General features: G+C 66.1%; 31 protein-coding genes, 2 tRNA genes and 1 pseudogene. 20 read left to right on the plus strand and 14 right to left on the minus strand.

The window, feature by feature from the left end; translation table 11 throughout:
• Positions 1-187: 187 nt before the first annotated feature.
• Positions 188-661: a GNAT family N-acetyltransferase gene (locus MU558_RS14305; RefSeq protein ID WP_246967411.1), complete on the minus strand. Its 474-nt coding sequence runs from the start codon at positions 659-661 to the stop codon at positions 188-190.
• Between the two features lie 136 nt (positions 662-797).
• On the opposite strand from MU558_RS14305, the gene MU558_RS14310 reads away from it, so the two are divergent.
• Entirely contained in the window at positions 798-1,220 is a 423-nt protein-coding gene (locus MU558_RS14310) for an archease (RefSeq protein WP_246967414.1), read from the plus strand.
• A 48-nt stretch (positions 1,221-1,268) separates the two neighbouring features.
• Entirely contained in the window at positions 1,269-2,729 is a 1,461-nt protein-coding gene (locus tag MU558_RS14315) for an RtcB family protein (RefSeq protein WP_246967416.1), read from the plus strand.
• Positions 2,730-2,864: 135 nt separating this feature from the next.
• Here MU558_RS14315 and MU558_RS14320 read toward each other — a convergent pair whose 3' ends face one another.
• A complete protein-coding gene (locus MU558_RS14320) occupies positions 2,865-4,133 on the minus strand; it encodes a hypothetical protein (RefSeq protein ID WP_246967432.1) in 1,269 nt (422 codons plus the stop codon).
• A gap of 140 nt (positions 4,134-4,273) precedes the next feature.
• Between MU558_RS14320 and MU558_RS14325 the strand changes: the two genes are divergently transcribed.
• On the plus strand, positions 4,274-4,921 hold the full coding sequence (locus MU558_RS14325; RefSeq protein WP_246967435.1) for a helix-turn-helix domain-containing protein: 648 nt from the start codon (positions 4,274-4,276) through the stop codon (positions 4,919-4,921).
• A 30-nt stretch (positions 4,922-4,951) separates the two neighbouring features.
• On the opposite strand, the gene MU558_RS14330 is transcribed toward MU558_RS14325, so the two are convergent.
• Together MU558_RS14330 and MU558_RS14335 are read right to left on the minus strand one after the other, a co-directional pair.
• Positions 4,952-5,179: a hypothetical protein gene (locus tag MU558_RS14330; protein WP_246967437.1), complete on the minus strand. Its 228-nt coding sequence runs from the start codon at positions 5,177-5,179 to the stop codon at positions 4,952-4,954.
• Between the two features lie 69 nt (positions 5,180-5,248).
• Complete coding sequence (locus MU558_RS14335) at positions 5,249-5,953, minus strand: helix-turn-helix domain-containing protein (RefSeq protein ID WP_246967440.1); 705 nt, start codon at positions 5,951-5,953, stop codon at positions 5,249-5,251.
• Positions 5,954-6,128: 175 nt separating this feature from the next.
• Between MU558_RS14335 and moaA the strand changes: the two genes are divergently transcribed.
• The gene (gene moaA / locus MU558_RS14340; protein WP_246967443.1) at positions 6,129-7,088 is read left to right on the plus strand and encodes a GTP 3',8-cyclase MoaA; all 960 of its coding nucleotides are present in this window, start codon (positions 6,129-6,131) and stop codon (positions 7,086-7,088) included.
• 97 nt (positions 7,089-7,185) lie between these two features.
• Here moaA and MU558_RS14345 read toward each other — a convergent pair whose 3' ends face one another.
• The 3 genes from MU558_RS14345 to MU558_RS14355 are packed head-to-tail and all read right to left on the minus strand — an operon-like array spanning position 7,186 to position 10,597.
• Entirely contained in the window at positions 7,186-7,710 is a 525-nt protein-coding gene (locus MU558_RS14345) for a DUF7519 family protein (protein ID WP_246967446.1), read from the minus strand.
• Entirely contained in the window at positions 7,707-9,674 is a 1,968-nt protein-coding gene (locus MU558_RS14350) for a DUF58 domain-containing protein (RefSeq protein WP_246967449.1), read from the minus strand. Before MU558_RS14350 ends, MU558_RS14345 begins: the two co-directional genes overlap by 4 nt.
• Positions 9,671-10,597: a DUF4129 domain-containing protein gene (locus MU558_RS14355; protein WP_246967452.1), complete on the minus strand. Its 927-nt coding sequence runs from the start codon at positions 10,595-10,597 to the stop codon at positions 9,671-9,673. Before MU558_RS14355 ends, MU558_RS14350 begins: the two co-directional genes overlap by 4 nt.
• A gap of 202 nt (positions 10,598-10,799) precedes the next feature.
• Here MU558_RS14355 and MU558_RS14360 point away from each other — a divergent pair.
• The 13 genes from MU558_RS14360 (at position 10,800) to rpsB (ending at position 17,001) form a co-directional block, all read left to right on the plus strand.
• Positions 10,800-10,882, plus strand: a tRNA-Ser gene (locus MU558_RS14360).
• 74 nt (positions 10,883-10,956) lie between these two features.
• A complete protein-coding gene (locus tag MU558_RS14365; RefSeq protein WP_246967455.1) occupies positions 10,957-11,472 on the plus strand; it encodes a 30S ribosomal protein S13 in 516 nt (171 codons plus the stop codon).
• Positions 11,472-11,993, plus strand: coding sequence for a 30S ribosomal protein S4 (locus MU558_RS14370; RefSeq protein ID WP_246967457.1), 522 nt, complete (start codon positions 11,472-11,474; stop codon positions 11,991-11,993). The genes MU558_RS14365 and MU558_RS14370 overlap by 1 nt, the downstream gene beginning before the upstream one ends.
• Positions 11,994-12,383, plus strand: a complete 390-nt coding sequence (locus tag MU558_RS14375) for a 30S ribosomal protein S11 (protein ID WP_006182145.1) — start codon at positions 11,994-11,996, stop codon at positions 12,381-12,383.
• Positions 12,384-12,386: 3 nt separating this feature from the next.
• Positions 12,387-13,136 (plus strand): DNA-directed RNA polymerase subunit D, encoded by a 750-nt coding sequence (locus MU558_RS14380; protein WP_246967460.1) that lies wholly within the window; start codon positions 12,387-12,389, stop codon positions 13,134-13,136.
• A gap of 128 nt (positions 13,137-13,264) precedes the next feature.
• A tRNA-Leu gene (locus tag MU558_RS14385) sits at positions 13,265-13,349 on the plus strand.
• Positions 13,350-13,412: 63 nt separating this feature from the next.
• Positions 13,413-13,766 carry a 50S ribosomal protein L18e gene (locus tag MU558_RS14390; RefSeq protein WP_246967463.1) on the plus strand — a complete coding sequence of 118 codons (354 nt, stop codon included), beginning with the start codon at positions 13,413-13,415 and terminating at the stop codon, positions 13,764-13,766.
• Positions 13,763-14,245 carry a 50S ribosomal protein L13 gene (locus MU558_RS14395; protein WP_246967466.1) on the plus strand — a complete coding sequence of 161 codons (483 nt, stop codon included), beginning with the start codon at positions 13,763-13,765 and terminating at the stop codon, positions 14,243-14,245. The genes MU558_RS14390 and MU558_RS14395 overlap by 4 nt, the downstream gene beginning before the upstream one ends.
• Positions 14,239-14,637 carry a 30S ribosomal protein S9 gene (locus tag MU558_RS14400; RefSeq protein ID WP_246967469.1) on the plus strand — a complete coding sequence of 133 codons (399 nt, stop codon included), beginning with the start codon at positions 14,239-14,241 and terminating at the stop codon, positions 14,635-14,637. The genes MU558_RS14395 and MU558_RS14400 overlap by 7 nt, the downstream gene beginning before the upstream one ends.
• A gap of 12 nt (positions 14,638-14,649) precedes the next feature.
• Positions 14,650-14,844, plus strand: coding sequence for a DNA-directed RNA polymerase subunit N (locus MU558_RS14405; RefSeq protein ID WP_246967472.1), 195 nt, complete (start codon positions 14,650-14,652; stop codon positions 14,842-14,844).
• Positions 14,844-15,023, plus strand: coding sequence for a DNA-directed RNA polymerase subunit K (locus MU558_RS14410; protein WP_246967475.1), 180 nt, complete (start codon positions 14,844-14,846; stop codon positions 15,021-15,023). Before MU558_RS14405 ends, MU558_RS14410 begins: the two co-directional genes overlap by 1 nt.
• Positions 15,020-16,225, plus strand: a complete 1,206-nt coding sequence (gene eno, locus MU558_RS14415; protein WP_246967478.1) for a phosphopyruvate hydratase — start codon at positions 15,020-15,022, stop codon at positions 16,223-16,225. Before MU558_RS14410 ends, eno begins: the two co-directional genes overlap by 4 nt.
• A complete protein-coding gene (gene rpsB, locus MU558_RS14420) occupies positions 16,222-17,001 on the plus strand; it encodes a 30S ribosomal protein S2 (protein ID WP_246967481.1) in 780 nt (259 codons plus the stop codon). The genes eno and rpsB overlap by 4 nt, the downstream gene beginning before the upstream one ends.
• 49 nt (positions 17,002-17,050) lie before the next feature.
• On the opposite strand, the gene MU558_RS14425 is transcribed toward rpsB, so the two are convergent.
• From MU558_RS14425 to MU558_RS14445, 5 genes and pseudogenes are all read right to left on the minus strand, one after another.
• Positions 17,051-17,227 carry a CbaC protein gene (locus MU558_RS14425; RefSeq protein WP_246967484.1) on the minus strand — a complete coding sequence of 59 codons (177 nt, stop codon included), beginning with the start codon at positions 17,225-17,227 and terminating at the stop codon, positions 17,051-17,053.
• A gap of 17 nt (positions 17,228-17,244) precedes the next feature.
• Entirely contained in the window at positions 17,245-18,999 is a 1,755-nt protein-coding gene (locus MU558_RS14430) for a b(o/a)3-type cytochrome-c oxidase subunit 1 (RefSeq protein WP_246967487.1), read from the minus strand.
• 14 nt (positions 19,000-19,013) lie between these two features.
• Positions 19,014-19,499: pseudogene (locus MU558_RS14435) on the minus strand (cytochrome c oxidase subunit II); the annotation flags it as partial.
• Positions 19,496-19,678, minus strand: coding sequence for a cytochrome oxidase (locus MU558_RS14440; RefSeq protein ID WP_246967489.1), 183 nt, complete (start codon positions 19,676-19,678; stop codon positions 19,496-19,498). The pseudogene MU558_RS14435 and the gene MU558_RS14440, both read right to left, overlap by 4 nt.
• A gap of 149 nt (positions 19,679-19,827) precedes the next feature.
• On the minus strand, positions 19,828-20,316 hold the full coding sequence (locus tag MU558_RS14445; protein WP_246967505.1) for a hypothetical protein: 489 nt from the start codon (positions 20,314-20,316) through the stop codon (positions 19,828-19,830).
• A gap of 154 nt (positions 20,317-20,470) precedes the next feature.
• Here MU558_RS14445 and mvk point away from each other — a divergent pair, with 154 nt between their 5' ends.
• The 3 genes from mvk to MU558_RS14460 all read left to right on the plus strand — a co-directional run bounded on the left by mvk (position 20,471) and on the right by MU558_RS14460 (position 22,767).
• Positions 20,471-21,457 carry a mevalonate kinase gene (gene mvk / locus MU558_RS14450; protein WP_246967508.1) on the plus strand — a complete coding sequence of 329 codons (987 nt, stop codon included), beginning with the start codon at positions 20,471-20,473 and terminating at the stop codon, positions 21,455-21,457.
• Positions 21,454-22,197: an isopentenyl phosphate kinase gene (locus tag MU558_RS14455; RefSeq protein WP_246967511.1), complete on the plus strand. Its 744-nt coding sequence runs from the start codon at positions 21,454-21,456 to the stop codon at positions 22,195-22,197. The genes mvk and MU558_RS14455 overlap by 4 nt, the downstream gene beginning before the upstream one ends.
• Before the next feature lie 63 nt (positions 22,198-22,260).
• Complete coding sequence (locus MU558_RS14460) at positions 22,261-22,767, plus strand: hypothetical protein (RefSeq protein ID WP_246967514.1); 507 nt, start codon at positions 22,261-22,263, stop codon at positions 22,765-22,767.
• Positions 22,768-22,789: 22 nt separating this feature from the next.
• Here the strand turns inward: MU558_RS14460 and MU558_RS14465 are convergent, their stop codons facing one another.
• Both MU558_RS14465 and MU558_RS14470 read right to left on the minus strand, forming a co-directional pair.
• The gene (locus MU558_RS14465; protein ID WP_246967517.1) at positions 22,790-23,314 is read right to left on the minus strand and encodes a gamma carbonic anhydrase family protein; all 525 of its coding nucleotides are present in this window, start codon (positions 23,312-23,314) and stop codon (positions 22,790-22,792) included.
• 63 nt (positions 23,315-23,377) lie between these two features.
• Positions 23,378-24,919 carry a TrkH family potassium uptake protein gene (locus tag MU558_RS14470; RefSeq protein WP_246967520.1) on the minus strand — a complete coding sequence of 514 codons (1,542 nt, stop codon included), beginning with the start codon at positions 24,917-24,919 and terminating at the stop codon, positions 23,378-23,380.
• Positions 24,920-25,107 lie beyond the last annotated feature (188 nt).

The raw sequence follows: 25,107 nt of genomic DNA on the forward strand, positions 1-25,107 counted from the left end.
CGTCGCCGCTCGAGAGTCGTTCGCATTCGACTGTCGCCGGCGAGGGTCAGTCGCTCTCGTCTGACGTTCTCGAACGAGGGTCGTTCGGACGGGATCGACTGTCGACACTGCGAACCGTTCTGAGGCGACGAGGAGCGTTCCACCGACGCGTCGCTCGGGGGAATGGGAGGTCGTGACTGGACCGGGCCTACCGCCGTACCAGGTCCGAGATCCGATCCGTGATGCCGCCGTCGCCGAGTTTGAGGTAGTAGGCGTCGCCGCCATCCTCGTAGTAGTTGTCGATCCGGCGTTTGATCTCGAAGCCGAGGTGTTCGTAGAACTGGAGGGCGTTCTCGTTACTCGTCCGGGCGTGGCAGGTGATCGTGTTGTGATCCTCCGCGACGCAGGCGATCAGTCGCTTGCCGATCCCCTCGCCGCGATACTCCGGCGAGACGGCCAGAAAGAGGATGTATCCGTCGCGACGGACGGCCGCGAAGCCGACCAGTTTCTCGTCCTCGAGCGAGCAGTGGACCGTCGCGCGGCGGTAGGCGTCCGTGAAGAAGCCGCGTCGCTGTTTGAGCACGCCCTCGCGTTGGTGGATGCGCTCTTTGAGCTCCCAGGCGTCTTCGACGTACTCGTCACTGCCCGGGGCGACGACACGGCTGTCGACGTTGACGCTCACTACCCTCGAGTAACAGCGACGTCAATATAATTCCACCGGCAACTGCTCGCAAGTCCGTCGATTTCGAAGCCGATCACGAAGCCGCGGTCCACTGCGGCGATGGACCTACTACCCCTGCCGTCGAACCCACTGTCGAATGCGTACGAGTTTCGAACTCCGCGAGCACACAGCCGACGTCGCCGTCGCCGCGACGGGACCGACGCTCGAGGCAGTCTTCGCCGCCGTCGCCGACGGCCTCGCGGCAGCCAGTTGCGACGACGTGCCCGAAGAAGGCGCCCGGTTCGACGTCGACGTTCGCGCCGAAAGTCGAGAGGCGCTGCTGTTCGACTACCTCGACGAACTGATCTACCTGCGCGACGTTCGCGGCGAACTCCCCGTCGACAACCACGCGACGATCACGGAACCCGATGGCGACGACGAGTGGCACCTCGAGGGAAGCGCCCGCGGGGTCCCGCTCGAGGCCGTCGACGCCCGCGACGTGAAAGCCGTCACCTACTCCGAGATGCGCCTCGAGGAGACCGGGGAGGGGTGGGAGGCGTACGTCGTCTTCGACGTGTAGCCGCGTTGCAGGAACAGGTCTTTCACCGATGCTCGCGGACGGTCGAGTATGACCACGTTCGACGCAGACGGCATCACGCTCGAGCAGGTATCGGAGTACGTCTGGGAGATTCCACGGGAGGGGGACATGCGCGTTCCCGCTCGCGTGTTCGCGAGCGAACTCCTGCTCGAGGAGATCGCCGGTGACAAGACCCTAGAACAGTTGAAAAACTCGACGCAGCTGCCGGGAATGACGAAGTACGGGATCTGCATGCCCGACGGCCACCAGGGCTACGGCTTCCCGGTCGGCGGTGTGGGGGCGCTCGATGCCGAAGACGGCTGTATTTCTCCGGGAGCGGTCGGCTACGACATCAACTGCGGCGTCAGGATGATGAAAACTAACCTGGCCTACGACGACGTACAGGGCACCGAACAGGAGCTCGTCGACGCCCTGTTCGAGAACATTCCGTCGGGGCTGGGCGGCGGCGGCGTCGTCGAGACGGACGTCGACACCATCGACGAGATCCTCGAGGGTGGCGTCCGGTGGGCGCTCGAGAACGGCCACGCCGTCGAGGACGACCTGGCCCACTGTGAAGACGAGGGCTTCCGCGCGGAGGCCGACGCCTCGAAGATCTCCCAGAAGGCGAAAGACCGCGGGAAGAATCAGGTCGGCTCGCTGGGATCGGGCAACCACTTCCTCGAGGTCCAGCGAGTCACGGACGTCTTCGACGAGACGATCGGCGACGCGTACGGACTCGAGGAGGATCAGATCGTCGTCCTCATCCACTGTGGGTCGCGAGGGCTGGGTCACCAGACGTGTAACGATTACCTGCGAAAGATCGAAAAACAACACCAGGGGCTGTTGAACCAGCTCCCGGACAAGGAACTCGCGGCCGCACCCGCGGGCTCACAGCTCGCAGAGGACTACTACGGCGCGATGAACGCAGCGATCAACTTCGCGTGGGTCAACCGCCAGCTCATCATGCACCGCACGCGGCAGGTGTTCGAGCAGGTCTTCGATCGGCCGTGGCAGGAGATGGGGATGGAACTGCTCTACGACGTCGCCCACAACATCGCGAAAAAGGAGACGCACACCGTCGACGGCGAGGAGGGCGAGTACTTCGTCCACCGCAAGGGAGCGACACGGGCGTTTCCGGCGGGCCACCCCGAGGTACCAGAGGCCTACCGCAGCGTCGGCCAGCCGGTCATCATCCCGGGCAGCATGGGGTCGGGCAGTTACGTCCTCTCCGGTGGCGACAACTCGATGGAACTCACGTTCGGCTCGACGGCCCACGGCGCGGGTCGAGTGATGAGTCGCACGCAGGCGAAGAAAGACTACTGGGGCGGCGACGTCCAGCAGGAACTGCGCGACCAGCAGCAGATCTACGTCAAAGCCCAGTCGGGTGCGACCGTCGCCGAGGAAGCGCCGGGGGTCTACAAGGACGTCGACGAAGTCGTCCGCGTCTCGGACGAACTCGGCATCGGCGACAAGGTGGCGCGGACGTTCCCCGTCTGTAACATCAAGGGCTGATACGGTCTGCTGTACCTGTGTCCCGGGGCGACCGCAAGACGGTTCGCGGTTGCCCCGGTACTTGACGTACAGCGGTCCGTATGAGAGGGTCTCTCGCCCGACTCTTGCTTCGAGAGCGCAGCCCGTCGTCGCTCGCTACGTCCGCTCTCGCACGACGTCGACGTCCTCGACGTGCCGCGTACCGGACGCCGGTGCGTCCGCGATCGACCACCAGAGCGACGCCGCGAACAGGGTCCAGGCGACCGCGATCAGGGCGTACCCGCCGAGCGTCAGCGCGTCGCCGACGCCCTCGAGCGGCGGCAGCGCACTCAGCCAGAGCGCGAGCACCCCGACGTTCACGCTCCCCACCTGGAGCCAGGACGGCCGCGGAACGGCGTCGGCAGCCGCGACGACGTTCTCGAGAAATCGATCGCCGTCGGTCCGGTCGAGTGCGACAGCCGCGACCGGGAGGAACGCCATCGCGAGCTGGAGCATCCACCCGAAGACGAGACCGTCGATGGCCGCGACCTCGATCGCCCCGGCGGGGACGACGTCCGGAAGCAGCAACACGAACGGCGCCCACGGCACCGGGAAGACGAGCCACAGGTACGCCCCGAGGACGAGCGCGACGCGACTGTTCGGGCTGCGATCGCTGGCCCGGCAGGTGCCGACGACGTTCGCGAGGAGCGCGACGGTCCCGCCGACGTAGACGACGAGTCCGAGCATCGTGAGCGCGTGGCGGGCGAGCCACGGACCGGCGACGAGTCCGCCAGCGCCGAGCGTCAGTCCCCAGAACGTGACCGGGACCAGGTGCGGATAGCGGAGGTCCGTCTCGAGGAGGACGGGGAGGACCAGGAGGAGCGTCGCGGCGACGACGAGCGCGAGGAAGCCCCAGACGTTGGCGTGGACGTGCGCTTCGATCGAGCCGAAGTAGCCGCCGGGCCCGTGGACGTTCGACAGCATGCCGAGCGCCGCGAGGAGCCCTGCGACGAGGAACCACGGGGCGATCCGGTAGTAGCGAAGCAGTTCGTGACCGCCCGCGCTCGTCCGGTAGACAGTCACCGCGAGGAGTGCGAGCGCCACCAGGACCCCCGTCGCACCGACGACTGCAGTGATGGTCGACCCGGCCGCCATGCCGATCAGGACGAGCGGATAACTGGCGTTCAGCACCAGCCACTGCAGCCATCGAGAACCCTCGTTGATGTCCGCTCTCGAGCCGTCCGCCGCGCCGACGAGAGACGGCAGGAGGCCGAACAACGCCTGTGTCATCCCGCCGATGGTGACGAAGTGGATCGTCAGCCACCGGAGTCGGGGGAGCGATTCGATTAGCCCTGCCTCGAACGCCAGCCGGCCGCCGACGGCGAGCAGTCCGACCGTCAGGTACAGTCCGGCGACGAGCAGGAACGGGTCCTTGCGCATTTGCATCTTGGAACGACCTCGTACCTCCCAGTTGTCGCGCCCGTCGGTTGGCGGTTCGGCCGAACACATCGGCGGAGCGCAAACGAGTTCGTCCGTTCGAACATGTTCGCACTCGTCCTCAGGGACCCTCGGGAGCAAGAACGAGTATGCCGCGCGCGAAGCTGTCGATCACCGTTCCTCGAGAAACGTGGATTCACGACGTCTCGACGACGTATCCGGACGCCGTTTTCCGGGTCGTCACGCTGCTGGCCGGCGAACGAACGGGCATCGGGCTCGTCGAAGTGCGGACGGACGAGTCACTCCCGGTCATCACCGCCATCGATCGGAGCGAAGACGTCGTCGAGTTGGACCTCCTCTGGAAGCACGACGAGACCGCGCTGTTGCAACTCGAGACGACGAGCCCGCCGCTGCTCCTGCCGGTGTGGCAGGCGAGCGTCCCGATCGAGATGCCCTTCGAGATCCGGGACGGCACGGCGACGTGGCAGCTGACGACGTCGTCGGCGCGTCTGTCCGACCTCGGAACGCGACTCGAGGACGCCGGCATTTCGTACGACATCGAGTACGTCCACGAACTCGGGACCAACCAGGCCGATCGAATCCTGACGGACAGACAGCGAGAACTCCTCCTGGCGGCAGTCGACGGCGGATACTACGCGACGCCTCGGGAGACGACCCTCACCGGGGTGGCGGACGACCTCGGCATCTCGAAGGCGACCTGTAGCGACGTCCTCCACCGCGCAGAGGGGAGTATCATCTCCTGGTTCGTCGACGAATATCTCCTGAACGTGAGTTAATCCGCGTCTCGAGTCGGATCGCGGCTGCGATCACTTCACCCGGAACGGGTTGTCGTCCTGGTCTTCGTCCTCGTCGCCGCCTTCGTCCGCCTCGCTCTCGTACGTCTTTCGCGCCGTAATGGTCACCGTCGCTTCGGGATTGCTCTCGTCGGCCCAGGGACTGTCGTACGCCGAGAGCTCGACGTCCGTCACCTCCCAGTCGTCCGCTTCGACGAGTTCGACCAGGCGATGCTGGTCTGCGAGCATGTCGTCGTCCATAGGCGTCGTTAGACGTCACGAGGGGTAGCTGTTGTGCCAGCGACGAGGACTGCCGACTCCGAACCGCGGCTAGCGTTGGCCACTCTGGAAGCGGTCGCTCGAGTCGCCCTCGTCCGGGGGACCGACCTCGATCGCGTCTTCGACGAGCGTCCGGTGTGCGCGCCGAAGCCGTTCGGACAGCGCCTGGTGAGAGATCCCGAGTTCGTCGGAGAGGCCTTCCATGTCGACCTCGCGCGGGATCTGGTAGTAGCCTCGCTGGAGTGCCGTCACGAGCGTCTCGTGTTGGGCGTCGGTGAGCCCGTACCGGCCGTGTCGATCCTCGTTCAGTTCGTGGATCTTCTCGATGTCGAGCTGGAGGCCCCGGTCGGTCACGAAGTCGTAGGTCCGCGAGAGTGCGTCACGCTCGGGAAAGAGGATCCGGAGCCGCCACCGGTGGGCGTTGCCCGAGGCGTCGAGGATCGTCGCTTCCTCCTCGGTGAGCACGTGGACGATCACCGCGACGTCTTCGACCCAGCTCATCCGGTAGAGGCGCTCGTCGTCGAGGTCGGTGAGCAGTTCCATGTCTTCGACGCTCGGATCTGCCTCGAGCACCTCGTCGAGGTCGGCCAGGTCCGACTCGCCGTCCGAGAACCAGACGTACGGCATGACGCGGTCCTGTTCGTGGGCGACGACTCGCTCGACCTCGACGTCGATCCCGGATACCGACTCGAGCGTTCGTCGGAGCGCGAACTCCTCGGTCGGGATCGCGAGTTCGGCGATCGTACTCGTTCCCATCGGGCACGTACGACCACGCCTGCGAATAAAGAGCCACGGGGCCGATCCGTCCGGACGCCCCGACCGTCCCGATTCGAACACCGTCAGATCTGCCGACTATTTCGAAACCAGTTTCGGTTATCGAAGTGCGGGTTCCCCCAACGTATTTAATTAGTTTCGACTGCAACAGGGTGACATGCTCACCGACGACTTCGGGCGCGAGGTGACCGGGGTTCGCGTCTCGCTCACCGATCGGTGTAACTTCGATTGCGTCTACTGTCACAACGAGGGACTGGGGGACACGCGCGGTCCGATGGAACCACAGGACGACGAGATGAGCACCGACGACGTCGTTCGCTTCCTCGAGGTCGCCGCCGAGTTCGACGTCGACGCGGTCAAGTTCACCGGCGGGGAACCGATGCTCCGGGAGGACCTGGAGGAGATCATCGAACGCACGCCGGACTCGATGGAGGTATCGCTGACGACCAACGGGACGTTCCTGCCGGGCCGCGCGGAGGCGCTCGTCGACGCCGGACTCGAGCGGGTCAACGTCTCCCAGGACGCCCTCGAGCCCGAGGCGTTCGCCGAGATCACCAAGAGCGGGGCCTACGACAGGGTGATCGAGGGCGTGGAGGCGGCACTCGAGGCGGGGCTCGACCCCGTGAAGCTCAACATGGTTGTCTTCGAGCACACGGCGGGCTACGTGCCGGGGATGGTCGACCACGTCGCAGAGAACGACGGCCTCCAGCTCCAGCTCATCGAGTACATGCCCGAACTGACCGGCAAGCCGGAGTGGGCGATCGACATCGAACGCGTCCACGACTGGCTCGCCGAGCAGGCCGACGAGGTCGAACACCGGGAGATGCACGACCGAAAGCGCTACTGGGTAAACGGGGGTATGGTCGAGATCGTCGATCCCGTCGAGAACCCCACCTTCTGTGCGAACTGCCACCGCGTCCGGGTGACGCACAACGGCTACCTGAAGGGCTGTCTCAACCGCAACGACGACCTGCGCCCGATGGGCGAGATGACCAAACCGGAGATCCGCGAGGCGTTCCGCGAAACCGTGGCCAATCGCGTCCCCTACTACGGCGAGTACATGGTCCGCGGCGACGACGGCGAGTGGGAACTCAACGACGAGTACATCGGCGTCTAGTTCTGTTCCGATTCAGTTACGCCCCCGGACGTCTCGGCTACTGGCCGTCCGTTATCGACGGCGCGGACGTCCCGGTCCGCTACCGACGACGCGAGTCCTACCGGCGAGCGCCGTCGCGCCGAACGCGATCCGTGCCCAGGCCGATCGTGACGAGGATCGCCGCGGTCAACAACAGGACGACAGCCGCGACCGGCTGGCCGCCGCCGGCGACGACGTACGCCGCGTACCCGATCGTCGCCGACGCCAGCCCGACCAGCAGACTCGAGCCGGCGTGGACGGCCTCGAGTCGCCACGTGTCCGCCTCGCGGCCGAGTTGCTCGCCGAGGTCGACCGCACTCTGACCGCAGTCCCACGCGAGGACCGTTCCGACGGTTCCGAGCAAGGTCGCCTCGACGGAGCCTCCGGCGAGCCCACCCGTGACGACGCCGAGAAAGAGCGCGAGAGCGCCGATGTCGACGGCACGCCGGCGTCCTCGAGTCACCCCGACGGTAACGACGCCGACGCCGGCGAACCCGAAAACGAGCCCGGACGTCGAACTGGCGCTGGCGGCGAGGGCGACGACCGCCGCGACGACCGCGACCGCGCTCCCGACTGTCGTCGGCCGGCGGGTGATCTCGCTCACCGGCGACCACCGGCGTTCGTCCGGGCGAACGCCTCGTCGATCGTCTCGTCGGCCTGCCAGTCGACGACCGGAACGCCGGCGCGCTGGAGGTCGAACCGCCGGATGCGACGGCCGACGCGCGCGAGTTGCTGGCTCGTCGTCCGGTCTGTCGTCGGATCGGGACTGACGACCGTGACCGCGTGCCCGCGAGCGTCGAGCCGTCTCGCTACGTCCACCGATCCCTGGTCACAGAGCGGCGTGAGCAAGACGATCTGTGTCCCGGCCGACAGCCGCCGACGGATCGCCCGCAACTGCCCGAGCCAGTTCGACTGGCGCACGGGCGGTAGCGTCGAGAACTGCGGATGGGTCGCAAGCGACTCGCGCAGCCGTTCCCGGTGGTGGCGACCCGACGACGGCGCGAGCCAGCACGGTTCGTCCGCGTCGGAGCCGTCCGGACGTGACGTCGGTCCGAGCGCCGCGAGACCGACCGCGTCGCCGTCCTCGAGCAGCGAGGCCGCGATGCGACCCGCGGCCTCGACCGAGCGGTCGACCGCGTGGGCGGCGTCGGGTTCCGGGGCGAGGTAAGCCGCCTCGCGCGCGTCGACGAGGACGAGCACGCGGGCCGCCCGTTCCTCGTGGAACTCGAGGGTCGCGAGGTCGCCGGTCCGGGCGTGGCGGTTCCAGTCGACGCGGTTCAGCGGATCGGTCTTGCGGTACTCCCGGACGGAGTGAAACTCGGTCCCGGAGCCGCCGTCGGCGGTCGAGAGCCGACCGGCGAACGTCGCCGCCGCAGCCCGGAGCGGGACCGGTGTCGCCGTCGGACGCGAGACCGGTTCGCTGACGAGCGTCGTCTCCTCGGCGACGAGCGTCTCGCGCTCGGTCGCACGCGAGAGGTCGCGGGTGAGTACGAGCGCTGGATCGAACGTGTGCCTGCCGCGGCGGGCGGTGACGGTGTACTCGAGCGTGACCGACTCGCCGGGACGGAGGGCGGTGCCGAGTCGCGCGGAGCCGTCGGTCACGGACAGGCCGGACGGAACGCCGTCGACGAACCGGAGGTCTGGCAGCAGCGTCCCGCCCTCGTTGGTGATCGTCACCGTAACCGCGACCTCGTCGCCGGGTTCCGGCGAGTCGTCGCCCGTCGTCCGCTCGAGGTCGATCTCGGGGACCGGCGGTTCGCTCGTCCGCGCGAAGCCCGCGTAGCCGATGCCGACGACGCCTGCGAGGACGACCGCCGACGATTCGGCGAGCGCGCCGAGACCGATCGCGAGGAGGGCGACGGTCCCGATCCCGACCCAGTAGCCCGTCGACCGACTCGTCCGGGTCGCCGTCCCGGTGACGGCGTCGGACGTCGTTCGAGTGGTGACCGACTCGCGTTCGGCGTCGTACCGGGGGAGTGTCACCGTCCCGGGCGACTCGTCGCGACTGGCGTCGGCGTACCCGATCGACGCGACGGCGGCGGCGGTCCGTCGCACGCCGGTCCGGAACGTCGACGTCCTGCCGAGCGTCGCGGCGATTCGCTCTCGAAGCGGACGTCCTGGCTCCTCGAGGGTCGGCGAGAGGAAAGCCGCGGCGTGTGGGTCGTCGGTCCACGTCCCGTCTTCGATCCGTTCGCGGGCTTCGTCGGCCGAGAGCCCTTCGAACCGCGTCAGGACGGCGGCAGCCGCGCTGCGCAGTCCGGCGGTGATCCGGCGAGTCGTGGGCGTGAACCCGAACTCGCTCGAGCGAAACTGGTCGACCGTCTCGAGGAGGTCGTCACCGGGGACCGGAACGTGCCGCCGACGCTCGGGATCGGGCGTCTCGGTCCGATCGACGGTCGTCCGTCGCCGGAACGTCGCGCTCGCCGCCACGAAGACGGCAAGGATACCGACGAGCGGAATCGTTCCCTGGACCATCCCGACCGCGACGACGCCCGCGAGGACGGCGACGGCACCGGCGAACGCGAGGACGCCGCCCAGGAGGGCGAGCGAGCGGCGACTCGCGCTCACGGCTCGTCACCACGCGTTCCCGTCGGTTCGTCGTCTTCGTCGGCGTACGTCGCCTCGATCTCCCGCAGGACGGCGATGGCCCGCGACTCCAGCTCTGCGGTCGGTTCCGCGTGGCCGTATCGGACGTCCTCGAACAGCCGAGTGAGTTCGTTCACGTGCGCGCGATCCATCCCTGCTTCGACTGCAGCGGTCGCGAACTCGCCTGGCGTGCTCGTCTCGGGTCGGTCGACCTCGAGGAGTCGAGTCATGTCGCGCCAGGTGCGGTAGATCTCGTTGTCGAGGGTATCGGACGCGTCGTCGCCCTCGATCCGTTCGGCCGCCTGGCCGGCGGCGGCACCGACTGCGGCGACGTCCTCGTCCGTGAGGTCTGAGTCGGTGTCGACGGTCACGTCTCGTTCGTCGTCGCGACTGACGACGAGCGCGCCTGCGAAGATTGCGGCGACGACCGCGAGGACGGCGAAGACCGGAGCGAGCGAGATCGGGAGCATCTCGCCCTCGCCGTCGCCCGGCGAACCGCCAGGGGTTTCGTTCGTCGCCGGCGTTTCTGGCGTCGCGTTCATCGCACTGCCCCAGTCGAGTTGCGAGAGCGCGAGGACGATGGCGGTTACGACGACACTGACGACGAGAACCACCGCGAGGATCTTGACCAGTTCCCGCCGGTGGACGAGGAGGTACCAGGCGAGTGCGAGCGCCAGCAAGACGACGAGCGCGGCGAGGAGGTACTCGAGGAAGGCGGGAAAACTGCCGCCTGCGGAGGGGTCGTCGGCTGGCGGTGCGTAGCCGGAGCCGGATCCGCTGTCGGCTCCGAAGCCGCCGGATCCACCGACCTCGAGCGTGTCGGAGACGGTCGCCGCAGCCATGCCGACGGCAACGATACCCACCACGGCGACGGCGAGCCGTCCCAGGAAGTCGTTCGGGGACACCTGTCTAGTCGGAGTATCAGTTCGGTGGTGATAAAGGGCAGTGGATTGCGTTGACATTACACGGTCAGAGGGGAGACGGCGAGCAGACCGCCACCGTCCGACCGAACTTTCGTTGCGCTTAAGTACCCCACGCGGGTACGTTCGAGTGCAATACGCTGCAGGGGACGCGTCCCCGAGTCCGGAAGGGCGATGATAGACGCGAGTCGTGGTAGCCAAGCGGCCCAAGGCGCATGGTTGCTAACCATGTGGCGTCAAGCCTCCGGGGTTCGAATCCCCGCCACGACGTCGGATTCAGACCACACCGGCAGCTTTCCGCCGGTACTCGCAACGCGCGCACAACAGACACAGATACACGACACATGAGCGAGGAAGAACCTCAACAACAGGAGGACGACGACGACCTTCGATACTTCGTCCGGATCGGTCAGACCGACCTCGACGGGACGAAAAGCGTCGAGCGCTCGCTCTCGGAGATGAACGGGATCGGTCGCCGAACCGCCCGAATCATCGCCGAAGAGGCGGGTGTCGACCGAACGGCGACGTTCGGCCGACTCGAGGACGACCAGATCGACGACGTCGTCGAACTCGTAGAGAACTACGCCGACGAGGTACCCGAGTGGCTCACCAACCGCCAGCGGGACTTCTACACCGGCGAAACGACCCACGAGATCGGCAACGATCTCCAGCTGACGCGACAGCACGACATCAACCGGATGAAGATGATCGACTCCTACAGAGGCGTCCGCCACAAGCGCGGCCAGAAGGTCCGCGGTCAGCGGACGAAGTCCACCGGTCGTACGGAGGGCACCATCGGAGTCAACGTCGAGGAGATCCGTGAAGAGGAAGCCGAAGGCGGCGAGGAGGGTGGTGAATAATGCCACTTGGAACCGATACCAAGCAGTACGAGACGCCGAATCACCCGTTCCAGGGTGAACGCATCGCCACCGAGCACTCGCTTCTCGACCGGTACGGCCTGCAGAACAAAGAAGAGCTCTGGCGTGCCCAGTCCGAACTTCGATCCTATCGGCGCGAGGCCCGCGACCTGCTCGGACAGGCCCAGGGCGACGAGACGGTCCAGCGCCGCTCCGAGGAGTTCCTCGGCCGACTCAAGCGCGTCGGTATCCTCGACGAGGAAGACGGCCTCGGCGACGTCCTCGGCCTCGAGATCGAGGACGTTCTCGAGCGCCGACTGCAGACGGTCGTCTACCGCAAGGGGCTGGCCAACACGACCCAGCAGGCCCGGCAGTTCATCACGCACGGGCACGTCGTGCTCGGCGAGCAGCGCCAGCGGGTTCCATCGTACGTCGTCGACGTCGACGAGGAAGGCCTCGTCGCGTTCGACGAGAACAGTCCGCTCGCTGACGAACTCCACCCGGAACGCGCGGAGGGTCAATAAATGAGTCAAGACGACGAAAAGTGGGGAATCGCCCACGTGCACGCATCGTTCAACAACACCGTCATGACCGTGACCGACCTCACGGGCGCGGAGACGATCGCCAAGTCCTCCGGTGGGACGGCGGTCAAGCAGAACCGCGACGAGGCATCGCCGTACGCGGCCATGCAGATGGCCGAGTCCGTCGCCGAGGAGGTCAAAGCTGCCGGCATCACGGGTCTGCACGTTCGCGTCCGTGGCCCAGGCGGCAACCTCCAGAAGTCCCCGGGGCCGGGTGCGCAGGCGACGATCCGCGCGCTCGCACGCTCGGGTATCGAGATCGGTCGCATCGAAGACGTCACGCCGATCCCACACGACGGATCGCGCGCACCGAAAGGCAAGGGCGGCTACTAGATCATGACCGAGGAGTACGACGTCGAGTTCGTCGAACGCGAGGATCGCAAGGCGCGATTTCTCGTCCGCGGGGTTACGCCCGCGTTCGCCAACGGCATCCGCCGGGCGATGATCGCGGACGTCCCTACCATGGCCATCGACACCGTCAGGTTCGTCGAGAACTCGTCGGTCATGTTCGACGAGCAACTCGCCTTGCGGCTCGGGCTCGTCCCGCTGACGACGCCGCCGGAAGGCGAGTTCACCGAGGATGACACCGTCACCCTCTCGATCGACGTCGAAGGCCCGGCGACCGCCTACTCGGGCGACCTCGTCTCGAGCGACGCCCTCGTCCAGCCGGCCGACGAGAACGTCCCGATCATCGAACTCAAAGACGACCAGCGCCTCGAGGCAGAGGCCGACGCCGTCTTGGACCGAGGCAAAGACCACGCCAAACACCAGGGCGGGGTCGCGGTCGGCTACCGCCACCTCCAGCGCGTGGAGGTCGGCGACGACGTCCCCGAGTTCGAAGAACAGGAGCGTCGGATCGTCCGCGGCGTGATCGAAGAAGACGGCGAACTCGTTCCGACGAGCGAGTTCGACCACGACCTCTCGAACCGGTACCCGGGGAAGGAGGTCCGCGTCGAGGACGTCCCGAACGCCTTCGTCTTCCACGTCGAGACCGACGGGTCGTTCACGGTCGACGAACTGGTCGCTCGAGCCGTCGACTCGATCGAGGCTCGCGCGACCGAACTCGAAGAAGCAGTACAGCTATAGAATGACTTCCCGCCTCTCACCCCACGAGACGTCGGTTGCCGGTGCCGAGAGCTACGAGGCCGGCGACCGCTCGAGATCGGCTCGAATCGAAAGGGGTTTGAAGGGGCACCCAGTAGACGGAAGTGCGAGCAGGGATAGCCAAGTCTGGCCAACGGCGCAGCGTTCAGGGCGCTGTCTCGTAGGAGTCCGCAGGTTCAAATCCTGCTCCCTGCATCACTTCTCCGTGACTGTGACTACATCCCGTGTAGTCGCCACTTCCACATTTGGAGGACATCAATGAGTAGTAAAACGAACCCGAGGCTCAACGATCTCATCGCCGAGCTGAAGTCGACGTCCCGCGAAACGGACGCCGACGTCTGGCGAGACGTTGCGGATCGACTCGAGAAGCCCCGCCGCACCCACGCAGAGGTGAACCTGGGGCGGATCGAGCGATACGCACGCGAAGAAGAGACGGTCGTCGTTCCCGGCAAGGTGCTGGGAAGCGGCGCGTTGCAAAAGAACGTGACTGTCGCTGCCGTCGACTTCTCGTCGTCGGCAGAGACGAAGATCGACCAGGTCGGCGAGTCGGTACCGCTCGAGCAGTTGCTCGAAGAGAACCCAGACGGATCTGACGTTCGGGTGATTCGATGAGTCTCGCAGAATTTGACGCAGACGTCGTCGTCGACGCCCGCGACTGCATCCTGGGTCGCGTCGCGAGCCAGGTCGCAGAGCGCGCCCTCGAGGGCGAGCGCATCGCGGTCGTGAACGCGGAAGACGCGGTCATCACCGGCGACAAAGAAGACGTCTTCGAGACGTACCGCAAGCGGCTCCAGCTCGGTTCCGACAGCGGACCGTACTACCCCAAGCGACCGGACACGATCTTCAAGCGGTCCATCCGGGGCATGCTGCCGTACAAGAAGCAGCGCGGTCGCGAGGCGTTCGAAAACGTCCGCGTTTACGTCGGCAACCCGTACGGGGAGAGCGCGGGCTCGCGGAGTCCGCGAAGCGGAGACGGCGAAGCCGTCGAAGCCGAGATCCTCGAGGGGACGTCGCTGGATCGACTCTCGAACATCCGCTTCGTCCACCTGGGCGAAGTCTCTGACCAACTCGGTGCTAACGTCACATGGTAACGAACACGAGCGGAAAGAAGAAGACCGCCGTCGCTCGCGCGACGGTGCACGACGGCGAAGGTCGCGTGCGAATCAACTCCCAGCCCGTCGAGCTGGTCGAACCGGAGATGTCCCGGCTGAAGATGCTCGAGCCGTTCCGCATCGCCGGGGAGGACCTGCGCAGCGAGATGGACATCGACGTTCGCGTCGAAGGTGGTGGCATCAGCGGACAGGCCGACGCCGTCCGAACCGCCATCGCACGCGGAATCGTCCAGTACACGAACGACGCCGAACTCCGCGACGCCTACATGGAGTTCGACCGATCGCTGCTGGTCAACGACGTTCGCCAGTCCGAACCCAAGAAGTGGGGCGGTCCCGGCGCTCGGGCTCGCTACCAGAAGTCCTACCGCTAAGGTGATTCAGACATGATGGTACCGGTCCGGTGTTTCACGTGCGGTAACGTCGTGGGCGAACACTGGGAGGAGTTCAAAGCACGCGCTCAAGATGGCGACGAGGACCCAGCGGAAGTGCTGGACGACCTCGGCGTCGAGCGCTACTGCTGTCGACGGATGCTCGTCTCGCACACCGACCTCGTCGACGTCGTCTCACCATACCAGTAATGCAGGGACAACGCCACAACCGATACGAGAAGGCACGCATCCTCGGTGCGAGAGCGTTGCAGGTCTCCCACGGGGCGCCCGTGCTGATCGAGAGCGACCAGACGGAGCCGATCCTGATCGCCGCCGAAGAGTACGACGCGGGAGTGCTTCCCTTCACCGTCAAGCGGGGTGGGCAATGACGCTGATCACCGACGTCCGGCTCCGTGAAGTGCTCGACTCGCGGGGCAACCCGACCGTCGAGGCCGACGTCCTCACCGAGAGCGGCGGCTTCGGTCGTGCGGCTGCTCCCTCGGGGGCGAGCACGGGCGAGTACGAAGCGATCGAGCGTCCGCCCGGCGAGGCGATCGCGGCGGCACGCGAACACGCCGTTCCGCGCCTCGTCGGCGAGGCGTACGCGGGCAATCAGCGCGAGGTCGACGCAATCTTGCGCGCTGCCGACGGCACCGACGACTTTTCGGAGATCGGCGCGAACAGCGCAGTCGCCATCTCGATGGCCGCCGCGAAGGCAGGTGCCGACGTGCTCGGTGCGCCGCTGTTCCAGCACCTCGGTGGCACGTTCCGCGGCGAGAACTTCCCGATCCCACTCGGCAACGTCGTCGGTGGCGGCGAACACGCCGCCGACGCGACCGACATCCAGGAGTTCCTTGCAGCACCCGTCGGCGCGCCGAACGTCGCCGACGCAGTCTTCGCCAACGCCGCTGTCCACGGGGAGGTCGCCGACCTGCTCGCGGAACGGGGCGAGGCCTGCGGCAAGGGTGACGAGGGCGCGTGGGCGCCGTCGATCGACGACGCGGAGGCGTTCGAGATCGTCGACGAGGCCGTCTCGACGGTCGAAGACGACGTCGGCTTCGAGATCAAATTCGGTCTCGACGTCGCAGCCTCCGAGATGTACGACGCCGACGCCGACGTCTACGAGTACGGAGACGGGACTCGAGACACGGACGAACAGATCGAGTACGTCGCCTCACTAGTCGAAGAGTACGACCTCGTCTACGTCGAGGACCCGCTCGACGAGGACGACTACGAAGCGTTCGCCGAGCTCACCGACCGCGTGGGCGAGCAGACGCTCATCTGTGGCGACGATCTGTTCGTGACGAACACCGATCGTCTCGCAGAGGGGATCGAACAGGGCGCGGCCAATAGCATCCTGATCAAGCCCAACCAGATCGGCACGCTGACCGACGCCTTCGACGCGATCGAACTCGCGACGCACAACGGCTACGACTCGGTCGTCTCCCACCGGTCTGGCGAGACCGAGGACGCGACGATCGCACACCTCGCCGTCGCGACCGACGCGCCGTTCATCAAGACGGGCGCTGTCGGCGGCGAGCGAACCGCAAAGTTAAACGAGCTCATTCGAATCGCAGACGACGCGACATGACTGACGACAACGCACAACAGGAGGGGCTCGACGCCGCCGAAGAGGAGATCGACGAGGAACCGGCCGAAGGAGCCGGTCCCGCCGCCGAACCCTCCGAGGACGTCGAACCCGCGGACGAACAGGACGCCGAGGCGGAAGCCGAGGCCGAAGCAGACGAGGGGCCGAGCCTCGACGACGACGTGATGTCCGACGAGGAGGCCGACCTGCTCATCCCCGTCGAGGACTACCTCGGAGCCGGTGTCCACATCGGTACCCAGCAGAAGACCGAGGACATGGAGCGGTTCATCCACCGCGTCCGGACCGACGGCCTCTACGTGCTGGACGTCTCGAAGACCGACCAGCGCATCCGCACGGCCGCGGACTTCCTCGCGAACTACGCACCGGAGCAGATCCTCGTCACCTCCTCGCGCCAGTACGGTCGCTTCCCGGCGGAGAAGTTCGCCGAGGCCGTCGGTGCGCGAGCACGGACGGGCCGGTTCATCCCCGGCACGCTCACGAACCCCAAGTACGACGGCTACATCGAACCCGACGTCGTCGTCGTCACGGACCCGATCGGCGACGCACAGGCCGTCAAGGAAGCGATTACGGTCGGCATCCCGGTCATCGCGATGTGTGACTCGAACAACCAGACCAGCAACGTCGACCTCGTCGTCCCGACGAACAACAAAGGTCGCAAGGCCCTCTCGGTCGTCTACTGGCTGCTCGCAAACGAGGTCCTCGACCGCCGCGGCGCGGAGCCGTCGTACTCGCTCGAGGACTTCGAGAGCGTGGTCTGATCGGTTTTTTCGATTCTCGTCCGTTTCTGTTTCTGCCGGAGCGTCGCGTTTACTCCTCGTTCGACTCACCCGCAGTGGGGAGTGTCGCCCAGAACACGAGCACCCCGATCGCGAGCACGATGAGCACGATTACCGACGTGATCGACAGTTGGATGTCGAAGAACCCGAGTGCCGTCCGTAACTCGACGCCGACCACGGCGATGATCGCGATCAACACGAGGAGCATTGCCCGGGAGATCCGCATCAGGTGATAATCCCTCGGATTGACTCGAGCGAGACAGAAGAGACGGTCGCGTCGACGGAGGTGGAGACGGCGTCGACGAAGACCGGGAACGCGTCGACGTTGGGCCCGAACAGGCCGCCGTCCTGAATGATGCCCGCGAGCGGCATCGAGTACGCGAGGAGGATGAGCACGAGGGCGATCGCAGTCCACAGTTTCAGGTTGTCGAGGACGCGAGGGGAGTCCTCGGGTCCGGAGAGTGCGGGCGGAAGCGTCCCGTCGACGAGCGGTTCACTGCCGCTGTTGAACGCGGTGAGGAGCATGTTCCAGAGAAAGAGGACTGCGGAGAGAAAGAGGAGCGTCCCGCCGAGGGCGACCTGAGCGTCCAGTTCGGCAACGGAGCCAACCAGCGGTTCGTACTCGAAACCCTGGTACTGTGGTTCTGCGGTTCGGCGCGGAATGCCGACCAGCCCACCGCGGTACATCGCGTTCGTCATGAACACGATGCCGACGAACCAGAGGACGACCTGGAAGAGTCCGACCGACCGACTCACGAGCTGGTTGCCGGTCACTTGCGGAACGAGCCAGTAGGACCCAGCCATGAATGTGAGCGCGACGGCCGTTCCGACCTGGGTGTGAATGTGGCCCGGGATCCAGAACGTGTTATGAACGAGGTAGTTGAGGCTCATGCCGGCGTTGACTATGCCCGTGAAGCCGCCAAAGGAGAACACGAGTCCCGCGAGCGCCATCCCGGTGAACGACGGATCGCGCCAGGGCAGTGCCCCCAGCCAGCCGAAGTACCCTTCGCCGCCGCGCTGACGGGCACCGTGTTCCATGCTCGCGACGACGGTAAACGCCGTCAGGAAACTCGGCAGCAGGAGGAACATCGTGTTCGTCATCACGATGAATTTGAATCCCTCCGCGATCCCGGGGTCCATGTACTGGTGGTGGATGCCGACCGGCGTCGAAAGCAGAATAAAGAGGATGAACACGACCCTCGCGAGCGGATCGCTGAACAGGCGACCGCCGGAGAGCTTGGGGAGAACGTTGTACCACAGCAGGTACGCCGGCATCAGCCAGAAGTAGACGACCGGGTGACCGAAGTACCAGAACAGGGTCCGCGTCAGCAGCGGATTGACCGAGTCGACGAGTCCGAGCGACCACGGCAACAGGAACGCGAGGATCGAAATCGCGACGCCGATCGTCGAGATGTACCACATGATCATCGTCGTCAGGACCATGAACGTCGGCAGCGGGATCCGCTCGTCGGGGTGATCGTCTTTCCAGGTCCACCACGTCCAGAACCAGCTGGCGCCGGCGAGCCAGGTGCCGATCACGAACAGAACCAGGCCGATGTAAAACAGCGGGTGAGCCTGCAACGGCGCGTAGAACGTAAAGAGGACGTCCGAACTCACGTCGGTCGCGTCGGTAAAGCCCGCGAGGATCGCGACCGCTACCAGTATCGACCCCAGTGACATCACGCCGTACCACATCCAGGTGAACCGTATGTCGACCGGACCGCGCTCGAGACTGCTGGTCACCGCCCACTGGAAGACGCCAACGAGAAAGAAGATGGTGAACGTGATGACCATGAAGACCCCGTGGCCCGTCAGGACGGTGTAGTAGTCGGTCGAGTCGATGAAGCGGTAGACGTCCGTCCGGTGGAGCACCTGGATGAGCCCGAAGACCGCACCGAGTGTGAGTGCGACGAACGAACTCCAGAAGGACATCCGGATCACGCGCGCTTCGGACGGATACTCATCGACGAACGTGCTCATGCGTTACCACCCGGTTCGTACTCGTCCTCGGGGTGGACGATCAGTTGCCCCTCCATCGTGTGGTGGCCTGCACCACAGTACTCGTGACAGATGAGGCCGTACTCGCCGGGTTCCTCGAACTCGACTGTCAGCCTGGCGACTTCACCCGGAATGGCCATCGTGTTGACGTTCGTCCCGACGACGCTGAACCCGTGGATCACGTCAGAACTGGTAATGTAGAACGTCACGGTGCTGTTGGCAGGCACTTCGATCGGATCGGGCTGGAAGATAAACTGCGACGCGACGACGTACGCCTCGTACTCGTTCTCGCCGACCTGCTCAACGCGTGGCTCTGCGAACCGCCCGTCGTCGCCGACCGCGTTCGGGCTGAGCGTGCCACCGGAGTCGTCGATCATCGAGATTCCCAGCCCGACGGCTCCGTACGTGACCGTCGCGATGAACCCGACGACGAGCACCAGCGCCCCGACCAGCCAGAGTTTCTCGTAGGTGTGTATCCTCATACGACACCCACCACCGTCGGTCCGTTCCCGACGAACTCGACGAAGTACATGAACAGCCACATCACGACGAGAATGAGAAAGTACAGCGTGATCAGGGCGAGCGTCCCGATCGGGTCGAACTCGTCGTGACCGAGCGTGCGTTCCCGAGTTGTCTCGACGGCAATACTCGAGTTTGGCATGGATAGGGGTCTCACCACGCCTGGATTCTTATAGCTAACACGGAACGGCCACTTCTGACGCCACTGGAGAAGGTCGAGTCTCGCATGCAACTCGTTCGCGCACAGTCGGCCAGTCACTTCTCGTACCTCTCGAAAAGGGACGAGAACGGTCACGTCGAATACGTCTCGATGCCACCGGCCATCTCGGCGCCGTGGGCCAGACAGAGGTACAGCGTCATTTCGCTCGTCGCCTCGACGGTGAACTCGAGCGAACCGCCTTCGTCGTCGGTCATCTCGGTCGAGGCGACCTCGTCGTAGTCGTCGTTCCTGAGGGCGAGCCCATGCGTTTCGCCGTCCGCGTTCGTCCAGACGAACTTATACTCGCGGCCCTCTGCGAGGAGGAGCGTCGGATTCACGTCGCCGTCGACGTGGGCCGGCGCTCGCCCGGTCCAGCCGTCGGTGGTCGCCTCGAGTTCGATCGTGTCGACGTCCGCCCACTCGTCTCTGTCGGCCGACGGGGCGCTGTCGTTGGCCACGTCGTCGAGGTCCCCCTCTGGTTCACCCTGTTCCGACGGCGGCACGTCGTTGCCGTCGCCAGTCCCCTCGGTACAGCCGGCGACGAGCGCGGTCGCGACCGTTCCGCCGGCGAGCGTCAGCATCGATCGGCGTGAACGTCGATCGCCTCGTGACATACGCCCACTCGAACAGCCGAGAAGATAAGCGAGCGGCCGACGAGTGCGTGGTGGATCGTTCGGCCATCCCGCGGCGGTCGAATCGGACAGCTATTAAGCGTCGTCGGACGAACTGGCGGGCATGACTCTCTCGAGCGCTCCCGGCAAGGTGTACCTGTTCGGGGAGCACGCGGTGGTCTACGGCGAGCCGGCGGTGCCGTGTGCCATCGAGCGACGTGCTCGCGTGGAGGTGCGACGGCGCGACGACGACAAACTCCGCGTTCACGCCGAAGACCTCTCCCTCGACGGCTTCACCGTCGAGTACGGCGGACAGACGGACGACCGCCCGGACGTCGACGTTTCCGAGGGGCTGATCGACGCAGCGATGGGGTACGTCGACGGGGCGATCGACCAGGTTCGAGACGCCACGGGCGAAGACGAGGTCGGCTTCGACGTCACCATCGAGAGTGACATCCCGCTGGGGGCGGGACTGGGCTCGTCCGCAGCGGTCGTCGTCGCGGCCATCGACGCCGCGAGCCGCGAACTCGGCGTCACGCTCGAGCGCGATGAGATCGCCAGACGGGCGTTCGAAACCGAGTACGAGGTCCAGGACGGACAGGCCTCGCGTGCCGACACGTTCTGTTCGGCGACGGGCGGGGCAGTCCGCGTCGAGGGCGACGATTGCCGTTCGATCGAGGCCCCCGACCTCCCGATCGTCGTCGGCTTCGACGGCGGGGCAGGTGATACGGGCGCACTCGTCGCGGGCGTCCGGGCACTTCGCGAGGAGTACGAGTTCGCCGGCGACACGGTCGAAGCGATCGGCGACGTGGTCAGAAACGGCGAGGACGTCCTCGCGACCGGCGACCTCGAGGAACTCGGCCGGCTGATGAACTTCAACCACGGGCTGCTCTCGGCGCTTGGGGTCTCCTCGCGGTCGCTCGACGCGATGGTCTGGGCGGCCCGCGACGCCGGCGCCTACGGCGCGAAACTGACGGGCGCGGGCGGCGGCGGCTGTATCGTCGCGCTCGATCCGACGGACGCGACGGAGACGGCCCTGAAATTCACGCCCGGCTGTGAAGACGCCTTCCGCGCGGAGCTCGCCGAGGAGGGGGTGAAGCGGCTCGAATGATCGTCCTGAAACTCGGCGGAAGCGTCGTCACCGACAAGGACCGCGCGGAGACCCTCGACGGGCCGGCACTCGAGCGAGCAGCCGATGCCGTGGCCGCCGCCGTCTCGAGTGGCGCAGTCGAACGGCTCGTCGTCGTCCACGGCGGCGGCAGCTTCGGTCACCACCACGCGAGCGAACACGGAGTCAGCACGACGGAGGGGACCCACGACGCCGACGCCGCCCTCGCGATCCACGGGGCGATGAAGACGCTCGACGAGTTCGTCCTCGAGGCCCTGCTCGAGCGCGACGTCCCGGCGCTGCCGGTCCACCCGTTCTCGGCGGCCCACCGCGACGACGACGGTGATCTCCACCTGTCGACGGGACAGGTCCAGACCTTGCTCGCGGAGGGGTTCGTCCCCGTCCTCCACGGCGACGTCGTCGCCCACGCCGGCGAGGGCGTGACGATCGTCAGCGGGGACGAACTCGTGGCGGAGCTCGCGACGGCACTCGAGGCCGACCGGATCGGCCTCTGCTCGACGGTTCCCGGCGTGCTCGACACCGACGACGCCGTGATCGACCGGATCACGTCGTTCGCGGACGTCGAGGCCGTCCTCGGCGGCAGCGACGCGACCGACGTGACCGGAGGCATGGCCGCGAAGGTCCGGGCGTTGCTCGAGTTAGACGCGCGGGCGTCGATCTTCGGCCTCGACGCGCTCGAGTCGTTCCTCGAGGGCGACGAACCGGGGACGACGGTGGAGTAGCGACTGATCTCGCCGGGTGAGTCCCGGACCAACCGTTAGGGGCGTGCGCGTCGAACGTCTGATATGGCACTCGATAGCATCTTTTCGGAGCTCCCCGACCCGCAGTCACACAGCTTCCCGTCGTACTCGATCCCCGAAGGCGACCCGGTGATGCCCATCGCGGTCACTCGAGCGGAACTGTCGACGCTGCTGTCGCTGTACGACGACTTCGCGTCCGTCGATCCCACTGGCATCGATTCGAACCCGTTTCTCGCGGCGACGAGCAAGTACCTGCAACAGACCTTTGGCACGACGTTGCACCGACCGGACGAACAGCTCCACGACGACATCGCGGCGCTGCTCAACGACTTCTCGGACGACCTCGGCGGACGCGACCTCGGGGTCGTCGACGCGACGCCCAAACACCACCAGACGCTGTACTTCTTCCTGACCAGTTGCAAGGGCTACCACCTGGCCCCGCACATCCGGTTCGATCCGGACGAGAGCGCCGTCGAGACGCTGTACGACGTCTACGAACGGGTCACGGAACAGGAGTTCTACCTGAAGCGCCCGGAGACCGTCCTCGAGTAGCGACCGGCGTCCACTTCGACGATCAGTCCTCGGGGGAGACCGTCCCGCGCTCGAGCACCTCCGACGTCTCGGCGTGCGTTCTCGAGAGCTCGACGTATCGGTCGCCGGCCTCGTGCCAGGTGGAGTCCTCGACTTGCTTGACGACCTCGGCGGGTGAGCCGACAGCGAGGACCGAGTCGGGGATCGTCGTGTGCTCGGTGACGACGCTGTTCGCGCCGACGAGGCTCTTCTCGCCGACCTCGGTTCCGTCGAGGACGATCGCGCCCATCCCGACCATGCTCCGCCGTCCCACCGTCGCGCTGTGGACGATGGCGTTGTGGCCGACGGTCGCGTACGGACCGATCTCCGCCCCCTCGTGGATCGTGGCGTTGTCCTGGACGTTCGCCCCCTCGCGCAAGACGATGCGGCCGTGGTCGCCGCGAAGCACCGCGCCGGGCCAGACGCTCGCGTCGGCTTCGATCGTGACCTCGCCGACGACGACCGCGCTCTCGTCGACGTACGCCGAGTCGGCGATTTCCGGTTCGTGCCCGTCGAACGATCGGATCATGTCGCCTCCAGGGGCGACGACCCTCATAATAGTTCGCAACTTCTTCGCGTCCCGACGGCGCAGCTACCGGGTCCAGAACCCCCCGGTGAACAACACGAGCGCCGGGACGATCTCGAGGCGACCGATCCACATGAGAAAGACCATCAGGAGTTTCGACGTGGGAGGGAACGCTTCGTAGCTCCCGTACGGGCCGATCTCGCCGAACCCCGGACCGATGTTCCCGAGCGTCGCGAGGCTGGCGCTGATCGCCTCGAGCGGCGTCAACGACAGGTCGCCGACCCGACTGGCGTCGATCGCGATGACGACCGTCGCGACACCGAAGACGACGAGGTACATGAACGAGAAACCGAGCATACCGCGGACGGCGTCTTCGTCGACGACGTTTCCGCCGAGGCGGATCGGACGGACCGCCTCGGGGTGAGCGGCCGTGAACAGTTCTCGACGCAGCGCCTTCATGACGATCAACCACCGGATGACCTTGATGCCGCCGCCGGTCGAGCCGGCGCTCCCGCCGACGAACATGGCGAAGAGCACCACGAGTTGGCTCTGCGAGTCCCACTGGGCGAAGTCGCTCGTGGCGTACCCGGTCGAGGTCAGCATCGACGTGATCTGGAACGCTGCCTGCCGGAGTGAGTTTTCGGTCACGCCCTGGGTCGCGCCGCCGAGTTCGGCGAGCGCGGGTGCCGAACCGCCGAACAGGAGCGCACCGGTTATCGCGGTCAGGACGGCAATCGCGCCGGTGTAGGCCCGGAACTCGGGGTTCTCGAAGATCTGCTCTACCTCGCCGGAAAAGAGGTGCCAGAACAGCGCGAAGTTCGTCCCGGCGACGACCATGAAGGGGATCGCAACCCACTGGACGGCCGCCGAGAAGGCCGCGACGCTGTCGGCCTCCGGCGAGAACCCGCCCGTCGGGAGCGTCGTGAACCCGTGTGCGACCGCATTGTAGAACGTCATGTTCGGAGCCATTCCCACGAGGTGGAGTCCGTAGAGGATCGCGACGTACAGGACCGTGAATGCGAAGTAGATCATCCAGAGGATCCGCGCCGTCTCGGCGATCCGCGGCGTGAGTTTCTGGAGCTGTGGGCCGGGTGCCTCGGCCCGGATGAGTTGCGCGCCGTTGACCGCGAGTTCCGGGAGGATCGCGACCATCAACACGACGATCCCCATGCCGCCCAGCCACTGGGTGAGTTGACGCCACATGAGCAGCGCGTGCGAGTGTTGCTCGAGCGAAATCTCGCCCATCACGGTCGCCCCGGTGGTCGTGAACCCGGACATCGACTCGAAGAGTGCGTTCACGGGATCGACGAGCGTCGAGTCGGTGCCATAGCCCGCGAGGACGTACGGAATCGCACCCACGAACGCCACGGCGAGCCACGAGAGCGCGACCAGCAACATCGCCTCTCGCGGTCTGACGTCCGGCTCGGAGCTGAGTTGCTCCAGGAGATGGCCGAGGCCGACGGTAACGACGAGCGTCCCGGCGAAGACGGCGACGTCGTCGCCGTAGACGAGTGCGACGACCAGCGGGACGAGCAAGGAGACGGCCAGGTACTTGAGAACGGTCCCCGTGAGCGCGACGCTCGCACGCCAGTCGACTCTGACGTTCACGGGAACCCCCCACCCACACGACGTCGCGTTCGACTCACAGTGTAACGCGAATCAAGGATGGTGCATTAATCCATCGCAACGACGATCGACCCGTCGACTGCTGGACAACACGGATCACAGATCGATCGCACTCGAGTCGCCCACGCTGGTCGGCGACGAATACCGAGACGCGATCGGGCGTGTACGGG

This window comes from Natribaculum luteum, from assembly GCF_023008545.1.
Taxonomy (GTDB): domain Archaea; phylum Halobacteriota; class Halobacteria; order Halobacteriales; family Natrialbaceae; genus Natribaculum; species Natribaculum luteum.

Coding starts and splice junctions, on each gene's coding strand:
- MU558_RS14310 (WP_246967414.1), top strand. CDS start 798: ATGCGTACGAGTTTCGAACTCCGCGAGCACACAGCCGACGTCGCCGTC.
- MU558_RS14315 (WP_246967416.1), top strand. CDS start 1,269: ATGACCACGTTCGACGCAGACGGCATCACGCTCGAGCAGGTATCGGAG.
- MU558_RS14320 (WP_246967432.1), bottom strand. CDS start 4,133: ATGCAAATGCGCAAGGACCCGTTCCTGCTCGTCGCCGGACTGTACCTG.
- MU558_RS14325 (WP_246967435.1), top strand. CDS start 4,274: ATGCCGCGCGCGAAGCTGTCGATCACCGTTCCTCGAGAAACGTGGATT.
- MU558_RS14330 (WP_246967437.1), bottom strand. CDS start 5,179: ATGGACGACGACATGCTCGCAGACCAGCATCGCCTGGTCGAACTCGTC.
- MU558_RS14335 (WP_246967440.1), bottom strand. CDS start 5,953: ATGGGAACGAGTACGATCGCCGAACTCGCGATCCCGACCGAGGAGTTC.
- moaA (WP_246967443.1), top strand. CDS start 6,129: ATGCTCACCGACGACTTCGGGCGCGAGGTGACCGGGGTTCGCGTCTCG.
- MU558_RS14365 (WP_246967455.1), top strand. CDS start 10,957: ATGAGCGAGGAAGAACCTCAACAACAGGAGGACGACGACGACCTTCGA.
- MU558_RS14370 (WP_246967457.1), top strand. CDS start 11,472: ATGCCACTTGGAACCGATACCAAGCAGTACGAGACGCCGAATCACCCG.
- MU558_RS14375 (WP_006182145.1), top strand. CDS start 11,994: ATGAGTCAAGACGACGAAAAGTGGGGAATCGCCCACGTGCACGCATCG.
- MU558_RS14380 (WP_246967460.1), top strand. CDS start 12,387: ATGACCGAGGAGTACGACGTCGAGTTCGTCGAACGCGAGGATCGCAAG.
- MU558_RS14390 (WP_246967463.1), top strand. CDS start 13,413: ATGAGTAGTAAAACGAACCCGAGGCTCAACGATCTCATCGCCGAGCTG.
- MU558_RS14395 (WP_246967466.1), top strand. CDS start 13,763: ATGAGTCTCGCAGAATTTGACGCAGACGTCGTCGTCGACGCCCGCGAC.
- MU558_RS14400 (WP_246967469.1), top strand. CDS start 14,239: ATGGTAACGAACACGAGCGGAAAGAAGAAGACCGCCGTCGCTCGCGCG.
- MU558_RS14405 (WP_246967472.1), top strand. CDS start 14,650: ATGATGGTACCGGTCCGGTGTTTCACGTGCGGTAACGTCGTGGGCGAA.
- MU558_RS14410 (WP_246967475.1), top strand. CDS start 14,844: ATGCAGGGACAACGCCACAACCGATACGAGAAGGCACGCATCCTCGGT.
- eno (WP_246967478.1), top strand. CDS start 15,020: ATGACGCTGATCACCGACGTCCGGCTCCGTGAAGTGCTCGACTCGCGG.
- rpsB (WP_246967481.1), top strand. CDS start 16,222: ATGACTGACGACAACGCACAACAGGAGGGGCTCGACGCCGCCGAAGAG.
- MU558_RS14425 (WP_246967484.1), bottom strand. CDS start 17,227: ATGCTCCTCGTGTTGATCGCGATCATCGCCGTGGTCGGCGTCGAGTTA.
- MU558_RS14430 (WP_246967487.1), bottom strand. CDS start 18,999: ATGAGCACGTTCGTCGATGAGTATCCGTCCGAAGCGCGCGTGATCCGG.
- MU558_RS14440 (WP_246967489.1), bottom strand. CDS start 19,678: ATGCCAAACTCGAGTATTGCCGTCGAGACAACTCGGGAACGCACGCTC.
- MU558_RS14445 (WP_246967505.1), bottom strand. CDS start 20,316: ATGCTGACGCTCGCCGGCGGAACGGTCGCGACCGCGCTCGTCGCCGGC.
- mvk (WP_246967508.1), top strand. CDS start 20,471: ATGACTCTCTCGAGCGCTCCCGGCAAGGTGTACCTGTTCGGGGAGCAC.
- MU558_RS14455 (WP_246967511.1), top strand. CDS start 21,454: ATGATCGTCCTGAAACTCGGCGGAAGCGTCGTCACCGACAAGGACCGC.
- MU558_RS14460 (WP_246967514.1), top strand. CDS start 22,261: ATGGCACTCGATAGCATCTTTTCGGAGCTCCCCGACCCGCAGTCACAC.
- MU558_RS14465 (WP_246967517.1), bottom strand. CDS start 23,314: ATGATCCGATCGTTCGACGGGCACGAACCGGAAATCGCCGACTCGGCG.